The sequence below is a fragment of the Kitasatospora sp. NPDC097605 genome, from assembly GCF_040302725.1.
Taxonomy (GTDB): Bacteria; Actinomycetota; Actinomycetes; order Streptomycetales; family Streptomycetaceae; genus Kitasatospora.
The window spans coordinates 296,186-315,917 of record NZ_JBEOSF010000002.1; the positions used below are offsets into that span (position 1 = coordinate 296,186).

18 protein-coding genes are annotated in these 19,732 nt (G+C 74.1%); 17 read left to right on the top strand and 1 reads right to left on the bottom strand.

Going from position 1 to position 19,732, the window contains the following annotated elements:
- Positions 1-104 precede the first annotated feature (104 nt).
- The 5 genes from ABTX81_RS03360 to ABTX81_RS03380 all read left to right on the top strand — a co-directional run bounded on the left by ABTX81_RS03360 (position 105) and on the right by ABTX81_RS03380 (position 3,772).
- Positions 105-548 (top strand): septum formation family protein, encoded by a 444-nt coding sequence (locus ABTX81_RS03360; protein ID WP_350541239.1) that lies wholly within the window; start codon positions 105-107, stop codon positions 546-548.
- Complete coding sequence (locus tag ABTX81_RS03365; protein ID WP_350541240.1) at positions 545-1,465, top strand: ABC transporter ATP-binding protein; 921 nt, start codon at positions 545-547, stop codon at positions 1,463-1,465. The genes ABTX81_RS03360 and ABTX81_RS03365 overlap by 4 nt, the downstream gene beginning before the upstream one ends.
- A gap of 2 nt (positions 1,466-1,467) precedes the next feature.
- Positions 1,468-2,415 carry a hypothetical protein gene (locus ABTX81_RS03370; protein ID WP_350541241.1) on the top strand — a complete coding sequence of 316 codons (948 nt, stop codon included), beginning with the start codon at positions 1,468-1,470 and terminating at the stop codon, positions 2,413-2,415.
- Between the two features lie 95 nt (positions 2,416-2,510).
- Positions 2,511-3,191, top strand: a complete 681-nt coding sequence (locus ABTX81_RS03375; RefSeq protein ID WP_350541242.1) for a hypothetical protein — start codon at positions 2,511-2,513, stop codon at positions 3,189-3,191.
- Between the two features lie 86 nt (positions 3,192-3,277).
- Positions 3,278-3,772 carry a GNAT family N-acetyltransferase gene (locus ABTX81_RS03380; RefSeq protein WP_350541243.1) on the top strand — a complete coding sequence of 165 codons (495 nt, stop codon included), beginning with the start codon at positions 3,278-3,280 and terminating at the stop codon, positions 3,770-3,772.
- Positions 3,773-3,903: 131 nt separating this feature from the next.
- On the opposite strand, the gene ABTX81_RS03385 is transcribed toward ABTX81_RS03380, so the two are convergent.
- Positions 3,904-4,215: a hypothetical protein gene (locus tag ABTX81_RS03385; RefSeq protein WP_350541244.1), complete on the bottom strand. Its 312-nt coding sequence runs from the start codon at positions 4,213-4,215 to the stop codon at positions 3,904-3,906.
- A gap of 124 nt (positions 4,216-4,339) precedes the next feature.
- On the opposite strand from ABTX81_RS03385, the gene ABTX81_RS03390 reads away from it, so the two are divergent.
- From ABTX81_RS03390 to ABTX81_RS03445, 12 genes are all read left to right on the top strand, one after another.
- Positions 4,340-5,110 carry a uracil-DNA glycosylase family protein gene (locus ABTX81_RS03390; protein WP_350541245.1) on the top strand — a complete coding sequence of 257 codons (771 nt, stop codon included), beginning with the start codon at positions 4,340-4,342 and terminating at the stop codon, positions 5,108-5,110.
- Entirely contained in the window at positions 5,110-6,681 is a 1,572-nt protein-coding gene (locus tag ABTX81_RS03395) for an amidohydrolase family protein (RefSeq protein ID WP_350541246.1), read from the top strand. Before ABTX81_RS03390 ends, ABTX81_RS03395 begins: the two co-directional genes overlap by 1 nt.
- Positions 6,678-8,255, top strand: coding sequence for a S41 family peptidase (locus ABTX81_RS03400; RefSeq protein ID WP_350541247.1), 1,578 nt, complete (start codon positions 6,678-6,680; stop codon positions 8,253-8,255). Before ABTX81_RS03395 ends, ABTX81_RS03400 begins: the two co-directional genes overlap by 4 nt.
- 502 nt (positions 8,256-8,757) lie before the next feature.
- Positions 8,758-10,275 (top strand): amino acid adenylation domain-containing protein, encoded by a 1,518-nt coding sequence (locus ABTX81_RS03405; protein ID WP_350541249.1) that lies wholly within the window; start codon positions 8,758-8,760, stop codon positions 10,273-10,275.
- A 94-nt stretch (positions 10,276-10,369) separates the two neighbouring features.
- Positions 10,370-10,612, top strand: coding sequence for a phosphopantetheine-binding protein (locus ABTX81_RS03410; RefSeq protein WP_350541250.1), 243 nt, complete (start codon positions 10,370-10,372; stop codon positions 10,610-10,612).
- Positions 10,609-11,985, top strand: coding sequence for a flavin monoamine oxidase family protein (locus ABTX81_RS03415; protein ID WP_350541251.1), 1,377 nt, complete (start codon positions 10,609-10,611; stop codon positions 11,983-11,985). The genes ABTX81_RS03410 and ABTX81_RS03415 overlap by 4 nt, the downstream gene beginning before the upstream one ends.
- Before the next feature lie 101 nt (positions 11,986-12,086).
- Complete coding sequence (locus ABTX81_RS03420) at positions 12,087-13,832, top strand: class I adenylate-forming enzyme family protein (RefSeq protein ID WP_350541252.1); 1,746 nt, start codon at positions 12,087-12,089, stop codon at positions 13,830-13,832.
- Between the two features lie 6 nt (positions 13,833-13,838).
- On the top strand, positions 13,839-15,275 hold the full coding sequence (locus ABTX81_RS03425) for a KamA family radical SAM protein (protein WP_350541253.1): 1,437 nt from the start codon (positions 13,839-13,841) through the stop codon (positions 15,273-15,275).
- Positions 15,272-16,303: an ATP-grasp domain-containing protein gene (locus ABTX81_RS03430; protein ID WP_350541254.1), complete on the top strand. Its 1,032-nt coding sequence runs from the start codon at positions 15,272-15,274 to the stop codon at positions 16,301-16,303. Before ABTX81_RS03425 ends, ABTX81_RS03430 begins: the two co-directional genes overlap by 4 nt.
- Positions 16,300-17,544, top strand: coding sequence for a phenylacetate--CoA ligase family protein (locus ABTX81_RS03435; protein ID WP_350541255.1), 1,245 nt, complete (start codon positions 16,300-16,302; stop codon positions 17,542-17,544). The genes ABTX81_RS03430 and ABTX81_RS03435 overlap by 4 nt, the downstream gene beginning before the upstream one ends.
- Positions 17,541-18,836 (top strand): MFS transporter, encoded by a 1,296-nt coding sequence (locus tag ABTX81_RS03440; RefSeq protein ID WP_350541256.1) that lies wholly within the window; start codon positions 17,541-17,543, stop codon positions 18,834-18,836. The genes ABTX81_RS03435 and ABTX81_RS03440 overlap by 4 nt, the downstream gene beginning before the upstream one ends.
- Positions 18,833-19,717, top strand: coding sequence for an SDR family NAD(P)-dependent oxidoreductase (locus ABTX81_RS03445; protein ID WP_350541257.1), 885 nt, complete (start codon positions 18,833-18,835; stop codon positions 19,715-19,717). The genes ABTX81_RS03440 and ABTX81_RS03445 overlap by 4 nt, the downstream gene beginning before the upstream one ends.
- Positions 19,718-19,732 lie beyond the last annotated feature (15 nt).

A 19,732-nucleotide genomic window follows, 5' to 3' on the forward strand; every position in this document is an offset into this window, starting at 1 on the left:
ACCATCGAGGCCTTCTGTGTGCAACGGGGTTACTCGTCGCGGCGGCGGTGAGCGGCTGCTCGGGCGGGGAGGGAAAGCAGGCTCAGGCGCCGGTGGACGACACGATGCCCTATGCGACGTCCACCGTCACCGCGGAGCCGCAGTTGGTGGCCTGGTACGACCTCACGCCCGGGCAGTGCTTCTCGGGCGAGGAGTTCAAGGACGGCAAGAACGTCGCCACCGTGCCGTGCGACAGCCCCCACATGTACGAGGTCGTCTCGCCCGCCCTCGCGTACCTCCCGCCCGGCGGGACCTACCCGGGCAAGCAGGACACCATGGTCAAGACGCTGGTGCCCTTCTGCGCCGACAAGCTCGCCAACGCCGTATTCAAGGACAAGCGCCCCGCCGGACGCCTGAGCCTGTTCCCGGTCACGCCCGTGGGAGAGGAGGCCTGGGCCTCCGGCGAGCGGCGGGTGGTGTGCGCGGTGTTCAGCGGTGACCGCCGGCTCCTCGGCGCTCCGATGATCGACGCCCAGGCGCAGAGCGCAGGCGCCGGAGCGGCTGGATGACGGTCGAACTCCACGGGCTCACCAAGTTCTACGGCCGCGGCAAGCGGCACCGGGCGGCGCTCGACGGACTCAGCCTGACGGCGCGGGCGGGTGAGGTCCTCGGACTGCTCGGGCCGAACGGCAGCGGCAAGACCACCGCCCTGCGCTGCCTGCTCGGGATGACCCGCGCCGACGGCGGCACGATCACCGTGCTCGGCCGGAAGGTGCCGGACCAGCTGCCGGAGATATCCTGCTCGGTCGGCGCGCTGATCGAATCCTCGCCGGTTCCGCGTGGTCTGACGGCCCGCCACTTCCTGCAACAGGTCACCGCCCTGGCCGGCCTCCCCCGGCAGCGCGTGGCCGAGACCCTCCGACTCGTCGGCCTGGCCGACCGCGCGGACGAGGCCGTCACCGGCTACTCCCTGGGCATGCGCCAGCGGCTGGGCATCGCACTCGCCCTCGTGCACGACCCGGCTCTGGTGGTGCTCGACGAACCCGCCAACGGCCTCGACCCCCAGGGCATCCGCTGGCTCCGCTCCCTGCTCGGGCAGCTCAGGAACGAGGGCCGCACCGTGATCCTCTCCTCCCACCTGCTCTCCGAAGCGCAGCTCGTCTGCGACAGCGTCGTCGTCGTGGAGGCCGGCCGGACCCTCCTGGCGGGGCGGGTCGACGAACTCATCACCCCCCAGGCCGACCGGGCCCTGATCACCTGCCCCGACCGGGACGCCGGCGCGCGCGTCCTGCGCGACGCCGGCGCCGATGCGACCGGCGACCTGGATGTCCTGGACGTCCGGGGCATTCCCGTGGACAAGGCCGTCGAGGCCCTCGTCCACGCCGGGCAGACGCCACTGGAAGTCCGGCGTCACCGCCCGAGCCTTGAAGAACTGTTCCTCGCCAGCGTTTCCGGCGACGAGACGAAGCCGGAAAGCGGAACATGACGATGACCCGACCGAGCCCCCCCGCGACCACCGCCGTCCGCGGCGCACCGCCGGTGGGCCGGCTGCTCGCCGTTTCCGGCCAATGGCTGCGCAGCGCCAGGGTATTCCGGATCACGGCCGTGATCGCCCCCGTACTCGCGGTCTGCTACGGCGTCCGCCTGTGGCTCACCCACAACACGGACCTGGCCGCCGCACACGCGGACGCCGAGGGCCGGCGCGCCGAGTTCATCGCCCGCATGGGCGTGAGCCCGTCCATGGTCGATGCGGACCAGTTCTACACGGACCCCCGGTACCTCCTGGCCGACGCGCTGCCCGACGACCTGACGGTCGCCACCTCGGTGACCGCCTGCATCCTGTTCATCCTGGGCGCGTCGCTCGGCGGCGCGGACTGGCAGAGCCGCTCGGCGAACGTCTGGATCCTGGCCGAGCCGCGCCGGCACCGCCTCCTGCTCGCCCGGGTGTCCGTCGTCGCGCTGGCCGGCGCCGCCCTCGCCGCGGTGGTTCTGGCGATCGTGGGGGCCGCCGCGGCGGTGACCGCCGCGACCCGCGGTACGACCGGCGGTGTCGACGGCGCGTGGATCGCGGACGTCCTCCAGGCGGCACTGCGCGGAACGCTGGTCGTGGCCGCCCTCGGCGCGCTCGGCGTCGCGTTCGGCTGGGCGGCGCGCAGCGCGGTCGTCCCGTTCGCCACGGTGTTCGTCTACGTGCTCTTCGCGGAGGCCCTGGTCCGCAACATCCTGACCGGGCTGCGGCCCTGGATGCTGACCGTGCTGATCCCCTCCGCGACCGAGTTGGAGCCGCCCCCGCCGGCGAAGTGCACCGCCGACGGCCTCTGCGAGGATGTCACGGCGATCCTCGCCCCCTGGCCGGCCGCGCTCGCCGTCACGGGGCTCACGGTCGCGTTCCTGGCCGTGGCCTGGCTGCTGGTCCGCAGGCGGGAGGTCCGCTAAACGGAACCGGCGGCATATTCTGACGGCTCGTCATATCCCCTTCCCGTAACCGGCCGACGCACTACCGCCGCCCCGGTCGGGGAAGACTCCTCCGCATGAGGATCTTCGGGCGCAAACGCCGGGACCGGTCACCGCAGGACGCGCCACCGCGCGGCACCATGCGGCCGGTGGGCCCGCAGGACCCGCCGCTGCCGCCGGGGCGGGAGGGCGGCACCTGGATCTACGAGGTGGCCGGGGAGTACTCCGCCGAGACCTGGGCGCCGCCCGAGGCGATCCGGCGCTGGTGGCAGCTGGACCGGGACGGCAACGTCATCGGCGAGGCCGTCGAGAACGAGCACTTCGGCCCGCCGCAGGACGACCTCGCCCGCGCGACCGACTTGGACGGTCCCCTGGGCTGGCTGACCGACCCGGAGGAAGCGGTGCGCGGCTGGCTGGCCGTCGCGCTCGACCGGATCGCCGACGGCCTGGAGGTCCACTGGCTGAAGGTCATCGAGACCCCCGTCGTCCTGGCCGGCGAGGACGCCTCGGACTTCGCCGCACCCGACTTCGACCGGCCCCCGCCCTCCCGGATCGGCGTCGCGGTGCCGATCGGCTTCGGCGGCCGACTCGCGGGCTACGCACCCACGGTGATCTGGGGCCTGCTGCTCTGGGTGATGGTCTCCACCGGCCCGGAGGAGGACACCGTGCAGAACGTCTGGCTCCGCCCGGAAGTCGAGGCGGACCGCGCCGAGGAGAACCTGCGCATCGTCCTCCAGGCCCCCGACATCCGCTTCTGACCGGAGTGGGACGTCGGCCCGGCCGACGTTCCACTCCCCCGGTCGCGCATCGGCGACAGACACAACGGACGAGGAGTGACCCGAGGATGCTGCTTCGCGATGTCGGGTACGGCGATGTCGACGCCTACGTCCGGATGCGCTGCGACCCGTTCATGATGGCCGAGTTGGGCGGGCCGTTGCCTCGGGAGGGGATGGCGGCGAAGGTCGGACGCGACGTCCGGCGGGCGGCGGCGGACACGGACTGGATCAAGATGATCGTGCCCGACGGGGTGGAGCCCGGGGTGGTCGCGGGAACCGTGACCCTGTGGGCGCACGAGGACGGCGGCGAGCGGATCTCCGAGATCGGGTGGATGGTGCTGCCGGAGTTCCAGGGCCGGGGGCTCGGGAAGCAGGGCGTTCGCGCGCTGCTGGAGCTGGCCCGCGAGGACGGCCGCTGGGGGCCGGTGCACGCCTGCCCGGCGACGACGAACGGCCCGTCCAACGGCATCTGCCGCGGCCTCGGCTTCCGGCTCCTGGGCGAGCGGGACGTGACCTTCGCCGGCCGGCTCCTGCGCACCAACCACTGGGTGCTGGAGACCTGACGCCGGCGGTTCACCGGGCGGTGGGCTCGGGGGGCAGGTACCGCCCGTGAAGCAGGGGTGAGAGCCGGTGGCTGCGGGCGATCAGGGCGTGGGCGCGACGGGGGCGTCGGGGGAATCCCGGGTCGAGCGGATCATGAGGGAACCCCTTGGCTGGTGACGGAATGGGCTGTCCTGAGCCGGTCTCGCGTCCCGCGGTCGACGCTTGGTCCGGCTGCCGTTCCGGGGCGTTCCCCGGCGGCGATCACCAGCTTGGTCGACCCGCTGACCTGCCGGAAGGCGCTCCGGATGTCCTCCACCCGCCTGCCTGGGGCGATAACGTCATGTCCATGACATAACTGACGAATGCGGCTACCCGGCGAGTGGGGGGCGACACGCTCCTTCGCCCGCCCGCTGTCGTCGTCCAGCGACAGCAGCATGACCTCCTCGCCCAGCGTGACGGTCATCGGCTCCACCCCTCGTGATCGGACGGCACAGGTACCCGGAGCCGACGGTCCCACACCCGGACCGTTTGCGGGGGCGGGGGTGGTGTGGTGCATTAGGAGGGACACCACGAGGAGGTGGTGACCGGTGGCCGAGTTCGACCGGGGGCCGACGGACGCGTTCGCGGAGCTGTTCGCGCGGGTGCCCGATCCGCCCGACACGCAGGCCTTCTGGTTCGACTGGGGGCCGATCTTCTACCGGGGGCGGCTGGACGGCTCGGCGCGGGTGCTGATCGTGGCCTCGGACCCGGGGCCGACCGAGCGGATCGCCGCCCGCACCCTGGTCGGTGACGCCGGGCAGCGGGTGCAGGGGTTCCTCGGCAAGCTGGGGCTGACCCGGTCCTACGTCTGCCTCAACGCGTGGGCCTACGCGGTACATCCGTCGGACGCCGAGGAGATGAAGGACCGGCTCGCCGACTCCGCCCAACTCCACTGGCGCAACCAGGTGTTCAGCAGCGCGGTCGGCCTCCAGCTGCAGGCCGTGGTGGCGATGGGGTTCATGGCGCAGGAGGCGGTGCGGCTCTGGGACGGCCGGCCGCAGCAGGCGGTGCTGTCGAAGGTGCCGCACCCGTCGAGCCACGACCCGGTGGCGCTGCTGAACGGCTGGCGCGCGGCCGTCACGACGCTGCGCGCCATCGTCACGCCGGACGACGACGGCGACAACACCGGGCCCAACTACGGCGACACCTTCGAGGAGAGCGACTACCGCCCGGTTCCCCGGCGCGACCTGCCGTTCGGTGTGCCGGCCTTCCTGGGGGACGACGCCTGGGTGCGCGCCAAGGGCACCGGCCAGCCGACCTCCGTGAGCCGCCCGTCGCCCGACGACGGGCACACCCTGATCTGGAAGGCGCGGGACTGATGGCGCTCGTGCTGCGCGGCACCGTCGTCACCTTCGACGAGGGGCACCGCGTCCTCGACCCCGGCGCGGTGTACGTCGGCGACGACGGCCGGCTGGACGCGGTGCAGCCGGCCGGGCAGCCGGCGCCCGCCGGGTTCGCCGCCGCCCCGGTCGTCGACCTCACCGCCACGGGCGCGCTGGTGCTGCCCGGCCTGGTCGACCTGCACGGCCACCTCCAGTACCACACCCTGCCGCTCTGGGAGGCGGTCGGCGTCCCGTACCCGCACCACGACCGCTGGGTGGACGAACGGCACGCGCCCGACTACGCGACCACCGTCACCTGGCCCGCCAAGGTGCTCGGCCACGCCGCGCCCGAGGCGCTGCTCGCCTACATCGAGGTGAAGGCGCTGGTCGGCGGCACCACCTCGGTCCAGGGCGCACCGCGCTCGACCCGCCCGCTGGACGGCGGGCTGCTGCGGATCGTCGACACCGAGAAGCTGCCGGCGGGCCGCGACATGGTGCTGACCGCGGCGCTCCAGCAGGACGCCGAGGTGCTGCGCACCGAGACGGCGGAGAAGCTCAACGGCACCCGGGTGCTGATCTACCACGTCGCGGAGGGGCGGCGCGTGGCGGAGCCGGACCCGGCGCAGCCGGCGTCGCACGTGCACCGGGAGTTCGCGGACCTCGCGCCCTGTCTGAAGCCGGGGCTGGTCTGCGTGCACGGCACCGCGCTCACGGCCGCCGAGTTCGCGGCCTGGCAGGGCGCCGTGACGGCGATCGACCCGGCCGAGCGCGGCACCGTGGTCTGGTCGCCGTTCTCCAACCTCTGGCTCTACCACGAGACGACGGACGTGGCCGCGGCCACCGCGCAGGGCCTGCGGATCGCGCTCGGCTCGGACTGGTCGCCGTCGGGGACCAAGCACGTGCTGGGCGAGCTCAAGGTGGCCGACGACCTCAACAGCCACGAGCTGGGCGGCCACTTCGACGACCGGGCGCTGTGCGACCTGGTCACCGCCGGCCCCGGCGACGCGCTGGCGACCGCCTGGGGCCCGCAGGTCGGACGGCTGGCGGCGGGCAGCGCCGCCGATCTGCTGGTGCTGGACCGCCAACAGCCCGGCAAGGACGTGTACCGCGCCGTCATCGACGCCACCGAGCGCCACGTCCTGCTGGTGGTCAGCCGCGGCCGGCCGCGCTACGGGACGGCGGAGCTGATGACCGCCGCCGGGGCACCCGGTACCGGCGCGATCGAGCCCGCGCCCGGGCTGCGCCGCCGGGTCGCCCTCGACGGCACGGACTGGCCCACCGTCAAACGGGCGCTGGCGAAGGTCCGCAAGGACCCGAGGGCCGCCTGGCGCGACGCCCAGGACGCGCTGGCGGCCTGGGGCGGACCGCTCGACGACCCGGACGCGCCGCTCGCCCTCTTCGGCGACATGCCCGAGGGCGAGGCGGCGGCGCTGGCCGGCACCGACGAGGTCCCGGCCGGGCTGGTCGTCCCGGAGCCGGACACGCTGACCCACGACGCCGCCTTCTTCGCCGCCGTGGACCGCGCCGGGATCCCGCAGCTCCAGCGGCTGAAGGCCCGCTACCCGTGAGCCCCCGGTACACCGCACCGGCCCGGGCCCTGCCGGACTCCACCGGGCTCGACGAGTTCCTGACCGGGGCGGCCGCCGACCCCTTGCCGCTCGCCGACCGCTACCGGCTGGTGGCCGCCGCCCGGGTCCTCGTCGAGGAGCTGTACGTCCACCTGCCGCTCAAACGGGCGCGCTACGCCACCGACCCGGTGCAGCGCCTGCGCCTGCTGGAGCGGCGGGTGCCCGCGCTCAGCGAGCTGCAGTTCCACGCCGAACTCGCCGCCGTCTTCCGGGACCTGCGCGATCTGCACACCGGCTACCAGCTCCCCTCGCCCTACCGGGGGCAGGTCGCGGTGCTCGGCTTCCTGGTCGAGGGCTACCACGACGCCGATGGCGCGCCGCACTACCTGGTCTCCCGGATCGACGACTCGCTGCGGCACGCGGACTTCGACGCCGGCGTCGAGCTGGAGCTGTGGAACGGCGTCCCGGTGGAGCGGGCCATCGAGCGTAGCACGGCCGCGCAGGCGGGCTGCAGCCCCGACGCGCGGCTGGCCCGCGGGCTGGAGTCGCTGACGCTGCGCCCGCTGCGGACCGCTCCCCCGCCGGACGAGCGCTGGGTGCTGCTCAGCTACCGCACCCCCGACGGGCGGCTGCGCGAGACCCGGGTGCCGTGGCGGGTGCGCGCCGCCGACCGGCACCGGGGGCGGGACCAGGACCCGGTGCCCACGCTCGGCACCCACCTCGGCATCGACGCCGGCAACGAGGCCGCCCGGCAGGCCAAGCGCGCGCTGTTCGCCCCGGCCCCGGCCCGCCGTTCGGCGGCGCGGGCGCCCCGGGACGTCCTCGCCTACCGCACGGCGCGCGGCCGCCGCCCGTACGGGTACCTGCGGGTGTTCTCGTTCAACGTCCCGAGCGCGCGGCGGTTCGCCGAGCAGGTGGCGGCGATCGCGGCGGCTGCGCCGCCGGACGGCCTGATCGTCGACATCCGCGGCAACCCGGGCGGCAGCATCCTGGCCGCCGAGGCCGCCCTGCGGGTGCTGAGCACCGGCCCGGTCGTCCCGGTCCGGTTCTCGCTGCCGACCACCCGTGCCGCGCTCGCCCTGGCCCGCGCCAACCCGGCGTTCCGGCCGTGGGCGCCGTCGATCCGCGACGCGGTGGAGACCGGCGAGCCGTACTCGCAGGCGTTCCCGCTCACCGACCCGGACGCGGTCGCCGAGGGGCTGGCGCCCTACCCGGGGCCCAAGGTGCTGATCGTCGACGCGCTCACCTACTCGGCCGCCGACATCTTCGCCGCCGGCTTCGCGGACAACGGGCTCGGCCCGGTGCTCGGCACCGCCGGGACCACCGGCGCGGGCGGCGCCAACGTCTGGACGCACGAGCTGCTGGGCGTCTGGCTGCCCGACCTGCTGGGCCCGTTGCCGCGCGGCGCCGGATTCCGGGTCGCCCTGCGCCGCGCCACCCGGTCCGTCGGCAACGACGGCGTCCCGCTGGAGGACTTCGGCGTGGCGGCGGACCCGCTGCACCGGCTGACCCGGCGCGACGTCCTCGGCCACAACCAGGACCTGCTGGCGGCGGCCGCGGCGCTGCTGTCCTGAGGTCCGGGCGGGGTACCCGTCGGGCGGCCGGCCGCTACGGTCCGGGAGGTGGCGCGCGGTTGACGGACGGACGATCCGTCGGCGTCCGATCCCACCGCTCACGGTGATTCGGCGGCGATTCCTCCGCGAATCGCCGTCGTCGGGCTTCGGAGGCCACGAGCAGCGGGAACGCCGGGACGGTGGCCCCGCCGAGCGTACGGACCGCCGGAATCCGATCCGGATATTCCCGAACGCCGGGAAAAGGCGCCGGAGTTGGATGGTGTGCGATCTCCACGCGCAATCGGCGCCGTCGCGCCGGTGCGGTGCGTGAGCACCACGACACCTTCCGCAGTCACTCGGGTCACAGCAATCCGTCCAGGGAGAGCCAGTCCCGTTCACATGTCAACCACACGTCCTTGAAGCGACATCCTCAACAACCATTGTGGCTCCGCAGTCCCGGCGGGTAGAGTCCCGGTCCGCCGAGCACCGAACACGTGCTCGCACGGCATTCTCTGGGGCGGGCATGACAAATAACCGCAACATCCACGGAGCCACTTCCGACTTGATTGACGCGTTCACGGAAACCGTGCGCCGATATCCCGCACGACCGGCGATCGTCCACCACGGACGGAACCTCACTTATCGCCAACTAGAGCTATCGGCAAGCAGTTTGGCCGACCGACTCGGCACCGCGCCGGGCGTCGTCGCGGTGCCGGCGGTCCACACGCCGGACACCGTCGTCGGGCTGCTCGGCATCCTGGCCGCAGGCGGGGCGTACTGCCCGGTCGACCCGGCGTTCCCGCTGCCCCGGCAGCGGGACATGCTCACGGCGGTCGGGTGCCGGACGGCCCTCGGCCTCGATCCCGAACTCGGCCTGGGAGCGAAGGCGTTACCGCGATTAGCCGAGAGCCGTGAAGACGGCGAACGGCCGCGGCCCGAGCCGGGGCAACCGGCCTATCTGCTCTTCACGTCGGGTTCGACCGGGCAGCCGAAACCCGTCGTCACTCCACGGCGGGCGATCTCCGCCGCCGTCGACTCGCTGCGCACCCTGTTCGCCCTCACCCCCGAGGACCGGGTGCTGCAGTTCGCCTCGCTGAACTGGGACACCTGCTTCGAGGAGATCCTGCCGACGCTCACCGCCGGCGCCGCGCTGGTCCTCGACCGCGAGGCGCACAGCGGGTCGTTCCCGCGCTTCCTGCGGATGGTCGCGCGCGAGCGGATCACCGTGCTCGACCTGCCCACCGCCTTCTGGCACGAACTGGTCCTCCACCTCGCCGAGGAGGGCGGCACGCTGCCCGCCTGCGTCCGGCTGGTGGTGATCGGCGGCGAGGCGGCCAACCCGGCGCGGCTCGCCGACTGGGCGGCGCTCGACACCGGGCGGATCCGGCTGCTCAACACCTACGGGTCCACCGAGACCACGCTGATCACCCATGCGGTCGACCTGCACGGGCCGCTCGCCGCCGCCCGGGACCGGCCCTGGGCGCCCGGCGACCGGGTGCCGATCGGCCGGGCGCTGCCCCATGTGCGCGAGCGGATCGACGAGCGCGGCGAGTTGCTGATCGGCGGGGCCGCGGTCGCGCTCGGCTACCTCGGCCTGCCGGAGGCCACCGGGGCGCGGTTCACCGAGGACGCCGAGGGCCTGCGCTGGTTCCGCACCGGCGACCGGGTGAGCCGGGCGCCGGACGGTGTGCTGACCCACCAGGGCCGGCTGGACGGCGAGTTCAAGGTGCGCGGGATCCGGGTCGACCCCGCCGAGGTGGAGGCGCACATCGGCGGCCACCCGGGCGTGCACGCGGTGGCGGTGACGGGGGCGGCCCTCGCCGGCCGCTCCGCGCTGGTCGCGTACGTGGTCCCGCGCGCCGGGGCGGCGGCCGGGACGCTGGGCGCCGAGGTCCGCGCCTATCTGCGCGACCGGGTGCCCGGCCACCTGGTGCCCAGCCGGATCACCGTCGTGCCCGAGCTGGTGCTCACCGCGAGCGGGAAGGTCGACCGGGCCGCCTCGCACCGCCGCCACTCGGCGCCCGCCCCGGCCCACCCGTAGCACGCCCGGCCCCCGGGCCCACCCGAACGAACGGTCACCCTCCCCCGGTGCCGCCCCGGCGCACCGCACCCCCCGACGGTCAAGGAGAGCCTCGTTGAGCAGCGTAGACACCACCCCCGCCGACACCGAGGGCGTGACGGCGATCTTCCGTCGCGTCCTGGAGACCGAGGACGTCACGGCGGACTCGGACTTCTTCCTCCTCGGCGGTGACTCCCTCATCGCCACCCGCGTGCTGAGCGCCGTCGCCCGGACGTACGGCGTCGAGCTGTCCTTCGAGGACTTCGTGCTCGCGCCCACCCCGGCCGGCCTCGTCGAGCTGATCGCGGCCGCCGGATGAGCGGCGGCAGAGCGCGCTCCGCCGTCGTCGTCGGCGCCGGACTGGCCGGGCTGACCGCCGCCGAGGGGCTGGCGGCCCGCGGGGTGGAGGTCACCGTGCTGGAGGCCCGCGAGCGGGTCGGCGGACGGACGCACGGGATCGAGGTCGCCCCGGGCGCCTGGATCGACGCGGGCGCCGCCTACCTCGGCGCCCGGCACACCGAACTCCTCGACCTCATCAAGGCCTTGGACCTCCACACCACGCCCACCACGATGCTCGGCGCCAGCCGCTTCGCCCTCGGGGGCGGCGCCGGGGCCGAGGACGGCGAACACGCCACCCGGGACGGCCGGTTCCCGCCGCTCAACGCGGTGGCGCTCGGCGAGCTCTTCGACCACCTCGCCGAACTCACCGCCACCGTACGGCCGGAGGCGCCCTGGCTGACCCCGGACGCCGACCGGCTGGACACCCTCACCGCCGCCGAGTGGGCCGAGCGCCACCTCACCCACCCGGACGCCCGGCTGTTCTTCCCGCTCTTCCTGGGCGAGATGATGGCCGCCGACCCGGCCGACATCTCGGTCCTGCACATGGCCTTCTACCTGCGCTCGGGCGGCGGGCTGCGCTATCTCAACGCCTTCGAGGGCGGCGCCCAGCAGGACCGGATCGCCGGCGGCGCGCACCTGCTCTGCGAGCGGCTGGCCGCCGGGCTGGCCCGGCGCCCGCACGGCGCCGTCCGGCTCGGCGAGGCGGTGCGGTCCGTCGCGCAGGACGCCGACGGGGTCACCGTGCGCACCGAGCGGGGCGCGTCGTACCGGGCCGATGTCGCGGTGGTGGCGCTGCCGCCGCTGCTGGCCGACGCCCTCGACCTGGGACCGGAGCCGCCCGCCCGCCGGGCGGGCGAGCGGACCGGGCGCGGCTGCGCGGTCAAGGTCAACCTGGTCTACCCGTCGCCGCTCTGGCGCGAGCACGGGCTCTCCGGGTGGTCGGTCAACGCGGAGGGACCGCTGCTCTCCACGGTGGACGACTCGCCGGCCGGCGCCGGGGCCGGGGTGCTGACCGGCTTCGTCACCGGGGCCGAGGCGCACCGCTATGCCGCGCTGGGGCCGCGTGAGCAGCGCGCGGCCGCGGTCGCGCAGGCCGCCCGGCTCTTTCCGATGCTTCCCGAACCGGTCGGCTTCCATGTCACCGACTGGGTCAACGAGCCCTACAGCAAGGGCTGTTACGCGGCACTGTTCGGCCCCGGCGACTGGCTGCGGCTCGGTCCGACGCTGACCGCGCCGCACGGCCGGGTGCACTGGGCCGGCACCGAGACCAGTACGGAGTTCTTCGGCCTGCTGGAGGGCGCGATCCGCTCCGGCCACCGGGTCGTCGCGGAGATCCTCGACGGCACGGCCTGATCCGCCGCCCGGGGCACCAGCACCACCGGCACCGCTTCCCCCTCTCCGCCCGTGCTCCCGTTCCACAAGAACCGCGGGCCACCCCCTTCTCAGGAGACGCCATGAGCGACCCGAGTTCCCCCCTGAGCACCACCGCGCCCAGCGCGCCCAGCCCTATCGCGCCGCTCGCCGCCCGCGAGCGGCTGATGGCCGAACCCGGCCTCGGGGCGGGCAACTTCCTCGACCACGCGATCACCGTCAACCCGAACCGCGCGGTCCCGTTCGCCTACAGCCACCACACCGACCACCGCGGCGCCGTCGTGCTGCGCGGCCACAGCCTGCTCGACCTGGCCGCGCTGCGCGACCGCTACGCCGCCTGGTACCACGCCAACGGCGTGCGCCCCGGCGAGCCGGTGGCCGTGGTGATCGCCGAGGGCCTGGAGCCACTGCTGCACTTCCTCGCGCTCACCGCGCTGGGCGCCGTCCCGGCCCTGGTCAACGACGCCATGCGGCACGACGTGATGGTCCGCTACCTCAACCACGTCGGGGTGGTCGGGGTGGTCGCCGACGACACCACCCGGCTCGCCGCCGCCTACCGCCAGGACCCGCAGCGCCGGCCCCGGTTCCTGGCGCTCGCCGCCGAGGTGCAGGCCTTCGACGCGGAGGCCGCCGGCGCCCTGCCCGCCGGGTACCCGTACACGCACGCGCCGGACGACGTGGTCGCGCTGATCCACTCCTCCGGCACCACCGGCACCCCGAAGTCCACCATGCTGGCCCACCGCCAGTTCTGGGACGGCAAGCAGCCGCGCATGGTGCGCTTCCCGGCCGAGCCGTACGACCGGCTGATGTCGCTGATGCCGCACACCCACGCCGGCGGCCTGAGCTACTTCCTCACCGCGACGCTGCTCGGTCTGCCGACCGTGGTGATGGCCGACTGGCGCCGCTCGGTGGTCGAGCCGGTGATGGAGGCCTTCCAGCCGACCATGGTCGCCTCCTTCCCGCGCACCTTCGTCGAACTCGCCACCGGGGAGGCGCCGGTGAAGGGCGCGGCCAAGGTGCACTCCTGGTTCAACACCGGCGACAGCGCGCACTACGGGCACATCCGCCGGCTGGTGCGGCTGGGCGAGCGCCCGGCCGGGCTGATCCGGCCCTGGCTGCTGCCGCGCGAGCGGGCCGAGCAACCGGCCCTGCCCGGCTCGCAGTTCGTCGACGGCCTGGGCTCATCCGAGATGGGCATGGCGCTGTTCGGCCAGGTCACCACGCCGGAGTCGGTCCGCGACGACCGCTGCGTCGGCAAGCCGCTGGAGGTGGTGCGCCGGGCCGCCGTGCTGGACCAGGACGGCCGCGAGGTGCCGGACGGCACGGTCGGGCTGCTGGCGGTCGACTCGCCGTCGCGCACCCCGGGCTACTGGAACAACGAGCGCCTGACCGGCAGCTTCGAGCTGGCCGGCTACTGGCTGACCGGGGACGTCGCCCGGCGGGACGCCGAGGGCCGGTTCTACCACCTGGACCGGACGGTGGACGTCATCGACACCGCGGCCGGCCCGGTCTACAGCCTGCCGATCGAGGAGGTGCTGCTGGCGGACTGCGACGGGCTGGTCCGGGACTGCTCGGTGGTCGGCGTGCCCGGCGCCGCAGGTGAGGTCCAACGGCCCATCGCCGTCGTCCAGTTGCAGCCAGACGTCGAGGACGCCACGGAGGCCGGGGTGCTGGAGGCCGCGAACAAGGCGCTCGCCGGGGCGGGGCTGGCCGCGCTCGCCGACGTCCGGATCGCCCGCACCGCCGAGGAGTTCCCGCTCGGGCCCACCGGCAAGGTGCTCAAGCGCGAACTGCGCACCCGCTTCGCCACCCTCTTCACCGGCCAGTAGCCCCGGATGGACGACCACCGCTCTGCCGCCGCGCACCCCGCGCCCGCGCAGCCCTACCAGTACGTCCGCACACCCCTGGTGGAACCGGACTGGCGCCGGCTGCCGGGCTGGCGCGACGTGACCGAGGCCCAGTGGCGGGACGCCCAGTGGCAGCGCGCCCACTGCGTGAAGAACACCCGCCAACTGCGGGCCGTCGCCGGTGAGCTGCTGACCCCGGATTTCTACGCCCAACTCGACGCCGACCAGGCCGAGTTCGCGACCATGCCGCTACTGGTTCCACCGCAGCTGCTGAACACCATGGCGGCGCACGCCCCGACCACCCCCGAGGCGTTCACCGCCGCGTTCCTGGCCGACCCGGTCCGCCGCTACATGCTGCCGGTGCACGCCGACCGGCTCCCGCACTGGCCCAGCCACCCCAAGGCCGAGCGCGACTCGCTGCACGAGGCCGAGATGTGGGTGGTCGAGGGCCTCACCCACCGCTACCCCACCAAGGTGCTGGCCGAACTGGTCGCCACCTGCCCGCAGTACTGCGGCCACTGCACCCGGATGGACCTGGTCGGCACCTCCACCCCCCAGGTCGCCAAGACCCGGCTGGTGCTGCGCCCGGAGCACCGCCAGGAGCAGATGCTCGACTACCTCAAGCGCACCCCGAGCGTGCGCGACGTGGTGGTCTCCGGCGGGGACCTCGCCAATGTGCCCTGGCCGCAGCTGGAGTCGTTCCTGCGCCGGCTGCTGGAGCTGGAGTCGGTGCGCGACATCCGGCTCGCCAGCAAGGCGGTGGTCGGGCTGCCGCAGCACTGGCTGCAGCCGCGGGTCCTGGAGGGCGTGCACCGGGTGGCGACGCTCGCCGCCCGCCGGGCCGTCAACCTCGCCGTGCACACCCACGCCAACCACGTCCGCTCGGTCACCCCGCTGGTCGCCGAGGCGGCCCGGGCACTGCTCGACGCGGGCGTGCGGGACGTGCGCAACCAGGGCGTGCTGATGCGGCGGGTCAACGACACCCCCGAGGACCTGCTGGACCTCTGCTTCGCGCTCCAGGGCGAGGCCAACATCCTGCCGTACTACTTCTACCTCTGCGACATGATCCCCAACGCGGAGCACTGGCGCACCAGCCTCCACCAGGCGCAGCACCTCCAGGAGGCGATCATGGGCTATCTGCCCGGCTACGCCACCCCGCGCCTGGTCTGCGACGTGCCGCGGCTCGGCAAGCGCTGGGTGCACCAGGTGGTGGCGTACGACCGCGAGCGCGGCGTCTCGTACTGGACCAAGAACTACCGCACCGGCCTGGAGGTCCGCGAGTCCGGCGGCGCGCCGGCCGGGCACGACGGGCTGGAACGCCTCCACCCCTACTACGACCCGGTGGACACCCTCCCCGAGGCCGGCCGCCGCTGGTGGGCGGAGCGGGCCGGGCACCCCGCACCCCAGGAAGGAGCAGCACGGTGAACGCCACCGCACCGCACGATCCCGGCCCGCTGCGCCGGATGTGCTGGATCTTCCCCGACCGGGAGTCCACCCGGATGACCGCGACCTGGCACCACTTCTTCTGGGACCTCTACGCCGAGGTGGCCGGGGAGCTGGGCCTCACCTGGTGCCGGCACGCGCCGGACGCGGTCACCGTGGACGCCACCGACCCCGCGCACCCGCGGGTGTACGTCGACGAGGAGCAGGTGACCCCGCAGGACACCCTGTTCATCACCGCGCTCTACTCGCTGCCGTACCAGTCGATGGACGTCTTCAACCAGTACGCGCTGTACGCGGTGCTGGAGCAGGCCGGCTTCTACCTGCCGTTCCCTCCGCACATCTCGCTGATCGGCAACGACAAGCTGGCCACCGTCCTGCACCTGGCCGGCTCGCCGGTGCCGCCGATCCCGTCGGTGCGGATCGGCACCGGCCGGGACATCGCCAAGCACCACTACGAGGTGGCGCTCGACGGCCTGACCTACCCGGCGATCGTCAAGCCGGCCGGGTGGTGCGGCGGCGGCGGGATCAACCTGGCGCGCGGGCCGGAGGACATCCGGGGCCTGGCCAGCCTCGCCCAGGGCGGCGACACCACGCTGGTCGCCCAGCCCTACCTCGGCGACGGCACCGTGGACTACCGCGTCTACGTGATCGACGGCGAGCCGTACGCGGTGCTGCGGCGGGTGCCCGAGCCCGGTTCCCCGGTGGCCAACGCCAGCCGCGGCGGGTCGATGGACTTCCCGCCGGTGCCACCCGAACTGGCCGAGGCCACCGCGTACTTCGCCGAGAAGCTGGCGATCCCGTTCTTCTGCGTGGACTTCCTCTTCGACGGCGAGCGGTACTGGTTCTCGGAGCTGGAGCCGGACGGGGTGATCGCCCCGGACTTCGACGACCCGGGGCGCGTCCTGCAACGGGACATCACCCGGGCCCGCTTCACCGCCTACCGGGACGCCCATGCCACGTGGCTCGCGAACCGCCCCCTCACCACCACCCCCCGATCGGAAGCCCGATGACCGACGCCTTCTCCCTGCCGCCCGACGCGGCCGATCCACACCTCCACGTCGCGACGAGGACGTTGGAGCTGCTGCGGACGGTTCCGGCGTTCGCCGGGCGCTATGACGGCCGCCCCGGGGAGGTCCGCACCCTCGACGAGCTGGCCGCCCTGCCGCCGCTGCTCAAGGACGACCTCAACACCGCCCTCGCCCATCTGGAGCCGCGCTCCGGGTCCGCCGCCACCTGGCTGTTCCAGAGCGGCGGCTCCACCGGCGCGCCCAAGGTCGGCTACGCGCCCACCGGCTTCTACATGGCCGGGGTGCACGACCACTGGCGGGCGCTGGACCGCGACGACGTGTTCGCCAACGCCTGGGGCGCGGGCCGGATGTGGGGCGCGCACTTCCTGGCCGCCGCGCTCGCCGACCGGGCGGGCTGCCGGGTGATCGCACTCGGCTCGATCACCCGGGAGGAGTACCCGGACTGGCTGGCCTTCCTCGCCGGGCGCGGCGTCACCGCGATCGGCGGCACCCCGAGCGTGCTGCGGCTCTGGTTCGCGCACGCCCGCGCCGCCGGGATCGAGCTGCCGAGCCTGCGGAAGGTGCTCTGGCTCGGCGAGGCCTGGCAGCCGCAGCTGGAGGAGGACCTCGCGGCCGTCGCGCCGAAGGCCCGCCGCTGGGGCATGTTCGGCTCCACCGAGACCTGGGTGGTCGGCACCAACACGCCCGACTGCCCCGCCGACACCTTCCACCCGCTGCCCGAGCAGCTGGTGCACGCGGACCCGGACGGGCTGCTGGACTTCACCACCCTCAACCCGGAGATGCTCAACCCGGTGCTGCGCTACCGCACCGGCGACGCGGGCGAGTTGACCGGCTGCCCGTGCGGCCGGCCGGGCCGGGCGTTCCGGGTGCTGGGGCGGCGCGACAACGTCGTCCAGGTGCGCGGCCTCGGCCTGCACGTGGACGAGCTGGTCGCCCGCGCCGAGCGCGAACCCGGCGTCTCCCGGGCGCAGGTGGTGATCACCGAGGACGGCGGCCGGGCCACCGGCGTGGAGGTCCTGCTGCTGGCCGACCCGGGCGCGGCGGTGGACGCGGCGGCGCTGCGCGCCGAGCTGCTCGCCGGGACGTTCACGCTGAGCACCGCCTTCCAGCACGACCCGGAGCACGTCACGGTCCGGGTGGCGGACGCGCTGGTCAGCAATGACCGCACCGGCAAGACGGCCTCGTTCGTGGTGACCGCGGCGGCCGCCGGGGAGGCCTCGTGAAGCTGGGGCGCCCGGAGGACCTGGGGCGCGGCTTCAACCTCTTCTGGGCCGGCCAGACGGTCAGCGTGGTCGGCGACCGGATCACCGTGTTCGTCGTCCCCACCCTGATGATCTTCGTGCTGCACGCCTCCGCCCTCCAGGTCGGCGTGGTGGCGATGGCCCAGTACCTCGGCATCCCGCTGCTCGGCCCGGTCGCGGGCGTGCTGGTCGACCGCTGGGACAAGCGGCTGACCATGCTGGTCTGCGACCTGCTGCGGCTGGCCGCCGTCCTGGTGATCCCGCTCGCCTACTGGCTGGACTTCCTCTCCACCGCGCTGCTGTTCGGCTGCGTGGCGGTGATCAGCGGCGCCACCATCTTCTTCAACGTCGGCTATCTGATCGCCGTGCCGGCCGTGGTGCCGGAGGACCGGATGGTGCGCGCCTACTCCCGGCTGGAGGGCAGCAACTCGGTCTCCGAGGTGGCCGGACCGTCGATCGCGGCGGGCCTCTACAGCGCGCTCGGGGTGGGCGCGCTGCTGGTGGACGCGGCCAGCTACCTGGTGTCCGCCGCCTGCTTCCGGGCCATGCCGCCGTGGGGCGGGCAGACCGTCGTCGAGGGCACCGTGTGGGAGCGGCTGACCGCGGGCTTCCGGATGAACTGGGGCGATCCGGTGCTGCGCCGGGTGGTGCTGGCGGCCGTCACGCTCAACTCGGGCGGGCCGATCTTCGTCACGGTGCTGCCGGTGCTCGCCTACCGGGGTCTGGGCATCTCGGTCGGCGTGCTGGGCGCCGCCATGTCGGTCGGCGCGGTGGGCGCGCTGGTCGGTGCCGTGGTCGCCCCGCGGATCAGCGCCCGGCTGGGCCTGGGGCGGACGCTGGCCTGGTCGCTGCTGCTGCACTGCCTGGTCGGCCTGGGCGTGCTGGCCGCGCCCGCACTGCCGTCCGGGCCGGTGATCGCGGTGACCATGGGCTGCTACGGGTTCTTCATGTCCTGCATCAACGTGTGCAGCGCGCCGACCCGCCAGTCCCGGATGTCCGCCGAGCACCAGGGTGTGATGCACGCGGCCTTCCGCACCGTCACCTGGGGTGTGATCCCGCTCGCCGCACTGGTCGGCGGCCTGGCGGTGTCGGCGCTCACCGGGCCGCTCGGCATCCGGGACGCGGCGCGCTGGGTGATGGCCGGCGGCACGCTGCTGGCCGCCTGCTCCTTCCTGCCTGCGCTCGGCATCCAGTCCCGGCTGGACGCCGCCGCCCGTGAGCAGAAGGAGCAAGTCGGCGACGCCGCGCCGGAGTTGTCGGAGAGCACGTCATGACGGCGAGCACGGCGCACACGGCGGGCGACGTCCTGCTGATCACCGGCTGCTCTTCCGGCATCGGCCTGGCCACCGCCGTGGCCGCCGCCCGCGCCGGGTTCACCACCGTCGCCACCCTGCGCGACCCGGCCCGCGCCGACGCCCTGCTCAAGGCCGCCGAGCAGGCCGGCGTCACCCTGGACGTCCGCCCGCTCGACGTCACCGACGCCGCCTCCGTCACCGCCTGCGTCGACGGCGTGGCCGCGACCTACGGACGGCTGGACGCGGTGGTCAACAACGCCGGCGTCTCCAACTCCGACCCCACGCTGGAGATGTCCACCGACGCGGCGCTGCGGGCGAACCTGGAGGTGAACTTCTTCGGCGTGATCGCCGTCAGCCGCGCCGCACTGCCGCTGCTGCGCGCCTCCGGCGGGCGGCTGGTGACCGTCGGCAGCGTGCACGGCGTGGTCGGCCAGCCGTTCAACGAGGCCTACTGCGCCGCCAAGTTCGCCGTCGAGGGCTTCATGGAGAGCCTGGCCCCGGTGGCCGGCGCGCACGGCGTACGGGTCTCCGTCGTCGTCCCCGGCTTCGTGCCCGACACCGCGTTCGGGGTCTTCCCGGACATCGACCGCCGCACCATCGAGGCCGCCTCCGGCCCGTACGCGCCGACCTTCGCCGACTACCTGGCCTGGGTCGGCGGCCAGGGCTGGGAGGCGGCCGGCCAGCCGGCCCGCGAGGTGGCCGAGGTGGTGGTGCGCACGCTGCGCGCCGACCGGCCGGCCTTCCGGGTCCCCACCAACGCCTGGGCCGCCGACTACCTGGCCCGCAAGCTCGCCGACCCGGACGGCTCGACCGTCCAGACCCTCGCCCGCACCTGGATCGGCCGCGCCGAACCGAACTGACGCCGACCCGACGCC

What these genes read in the sequence shown, in the direction of transcription:
- ABTX81_RS03445 (WP_350541257.1), top strand. Translation starts at nt 18,833, where the DNA reads ATGACGGCGAGCACGGCGCACACGGCGGGCGACGTCCTGCTGATCACC.
- ABTX81_RS03385 (WP_350541244.1), bottom strand. Translation starts at nt 4,215, where the DNA reads ATGACCGTCACGCTGGGCGAGGAGGTCATGCTGCTGTCGCTGGACGAC.
- ABTX81_RS03375 (WP_350541242.1), top strand. Translation starts at nt 2,511, where the DNA reads ATGAGGATCTTCGGGCGCAAACGCCGGGACCGGTCACCGCAGGACGCG.
- ABTX81_RS03435 (WP_350541255.1), top strand. Translation starts at nt 16,300, where the DNA reads ATGACCGACGCCTTCTCCCTGCCGCCCGACGCGGCCGATCCACACCTC.
- ABTX81_RS03395 (WP_350541246.1), top strand. Translation starts at nt 5,110, where the DNA reads ATGGCGCTCGTGCTGCGCGGCACCGTCGTCACCTTCGACGAGGGGCAC.
- ABTX81_RS03365 (WP_350541240.1), top strand. Translation starts at nt 545, where the DNA reads ATGACGGTCGAACTCCACGGGCTCACCAAGTTCTACGGCCGCGGCAAG.
- ABTX81_RS03360 (WP_350541239.1), top strand. Translation starts at nt 105, where the DNA reads ATGCCCTATGCGACGTCCACCGTCACCGCGGAGCCGCAGTTGGTGGCC.
- ABTX81_RS03420 (WP_350541252.1), top strand. Translation starts at nt 12,087, where the DNA reads ATGAGCGACCCGAGTTCCCCCCTGAGCACCACCGCGCCCAGCGCGCCC.
- ABTX81_RS03405 (WP_350541249.1), top strand. Translation starts at nt 8,758, where the DNA reads ATGACAAATAACCGCAACATCCACGGAGCCACTTCCGACTTGATTGAC.
- ABTX81_RS03415 (WP_350541251.1), top strand. Translation starts at nt 10,609, where the DNA reads ATGAGCGGCGGCAGAGCGCGCTCCGCCGTCGTCGTCGGCGCCGGACTG.
- ABTX81_RS03425 (WP_350541253.1), top strand. Translation starts at nt 13,839, where the DNA reads ATGGACGACCACCGCTCTGCCGCCGCGCACCCCGCGCCCGCGCAGCCC.
- ABTX81_RS03370 (WP_350541241.1), top strand. Translation starts at nt 1,468, where the DNA reads ATGACCCGACCGAGCCCCCCCGCGACCACCGCCGTCCGCGGCGCACCG.
- ABTX81_RS03380 (WP_350541243.1), top strand. Translation starts at nt 3,278, where the DNA reads ATGCTGCTTCGCGATGTCGGGTACGGCGATGTCGACGCCTACGTCCGG.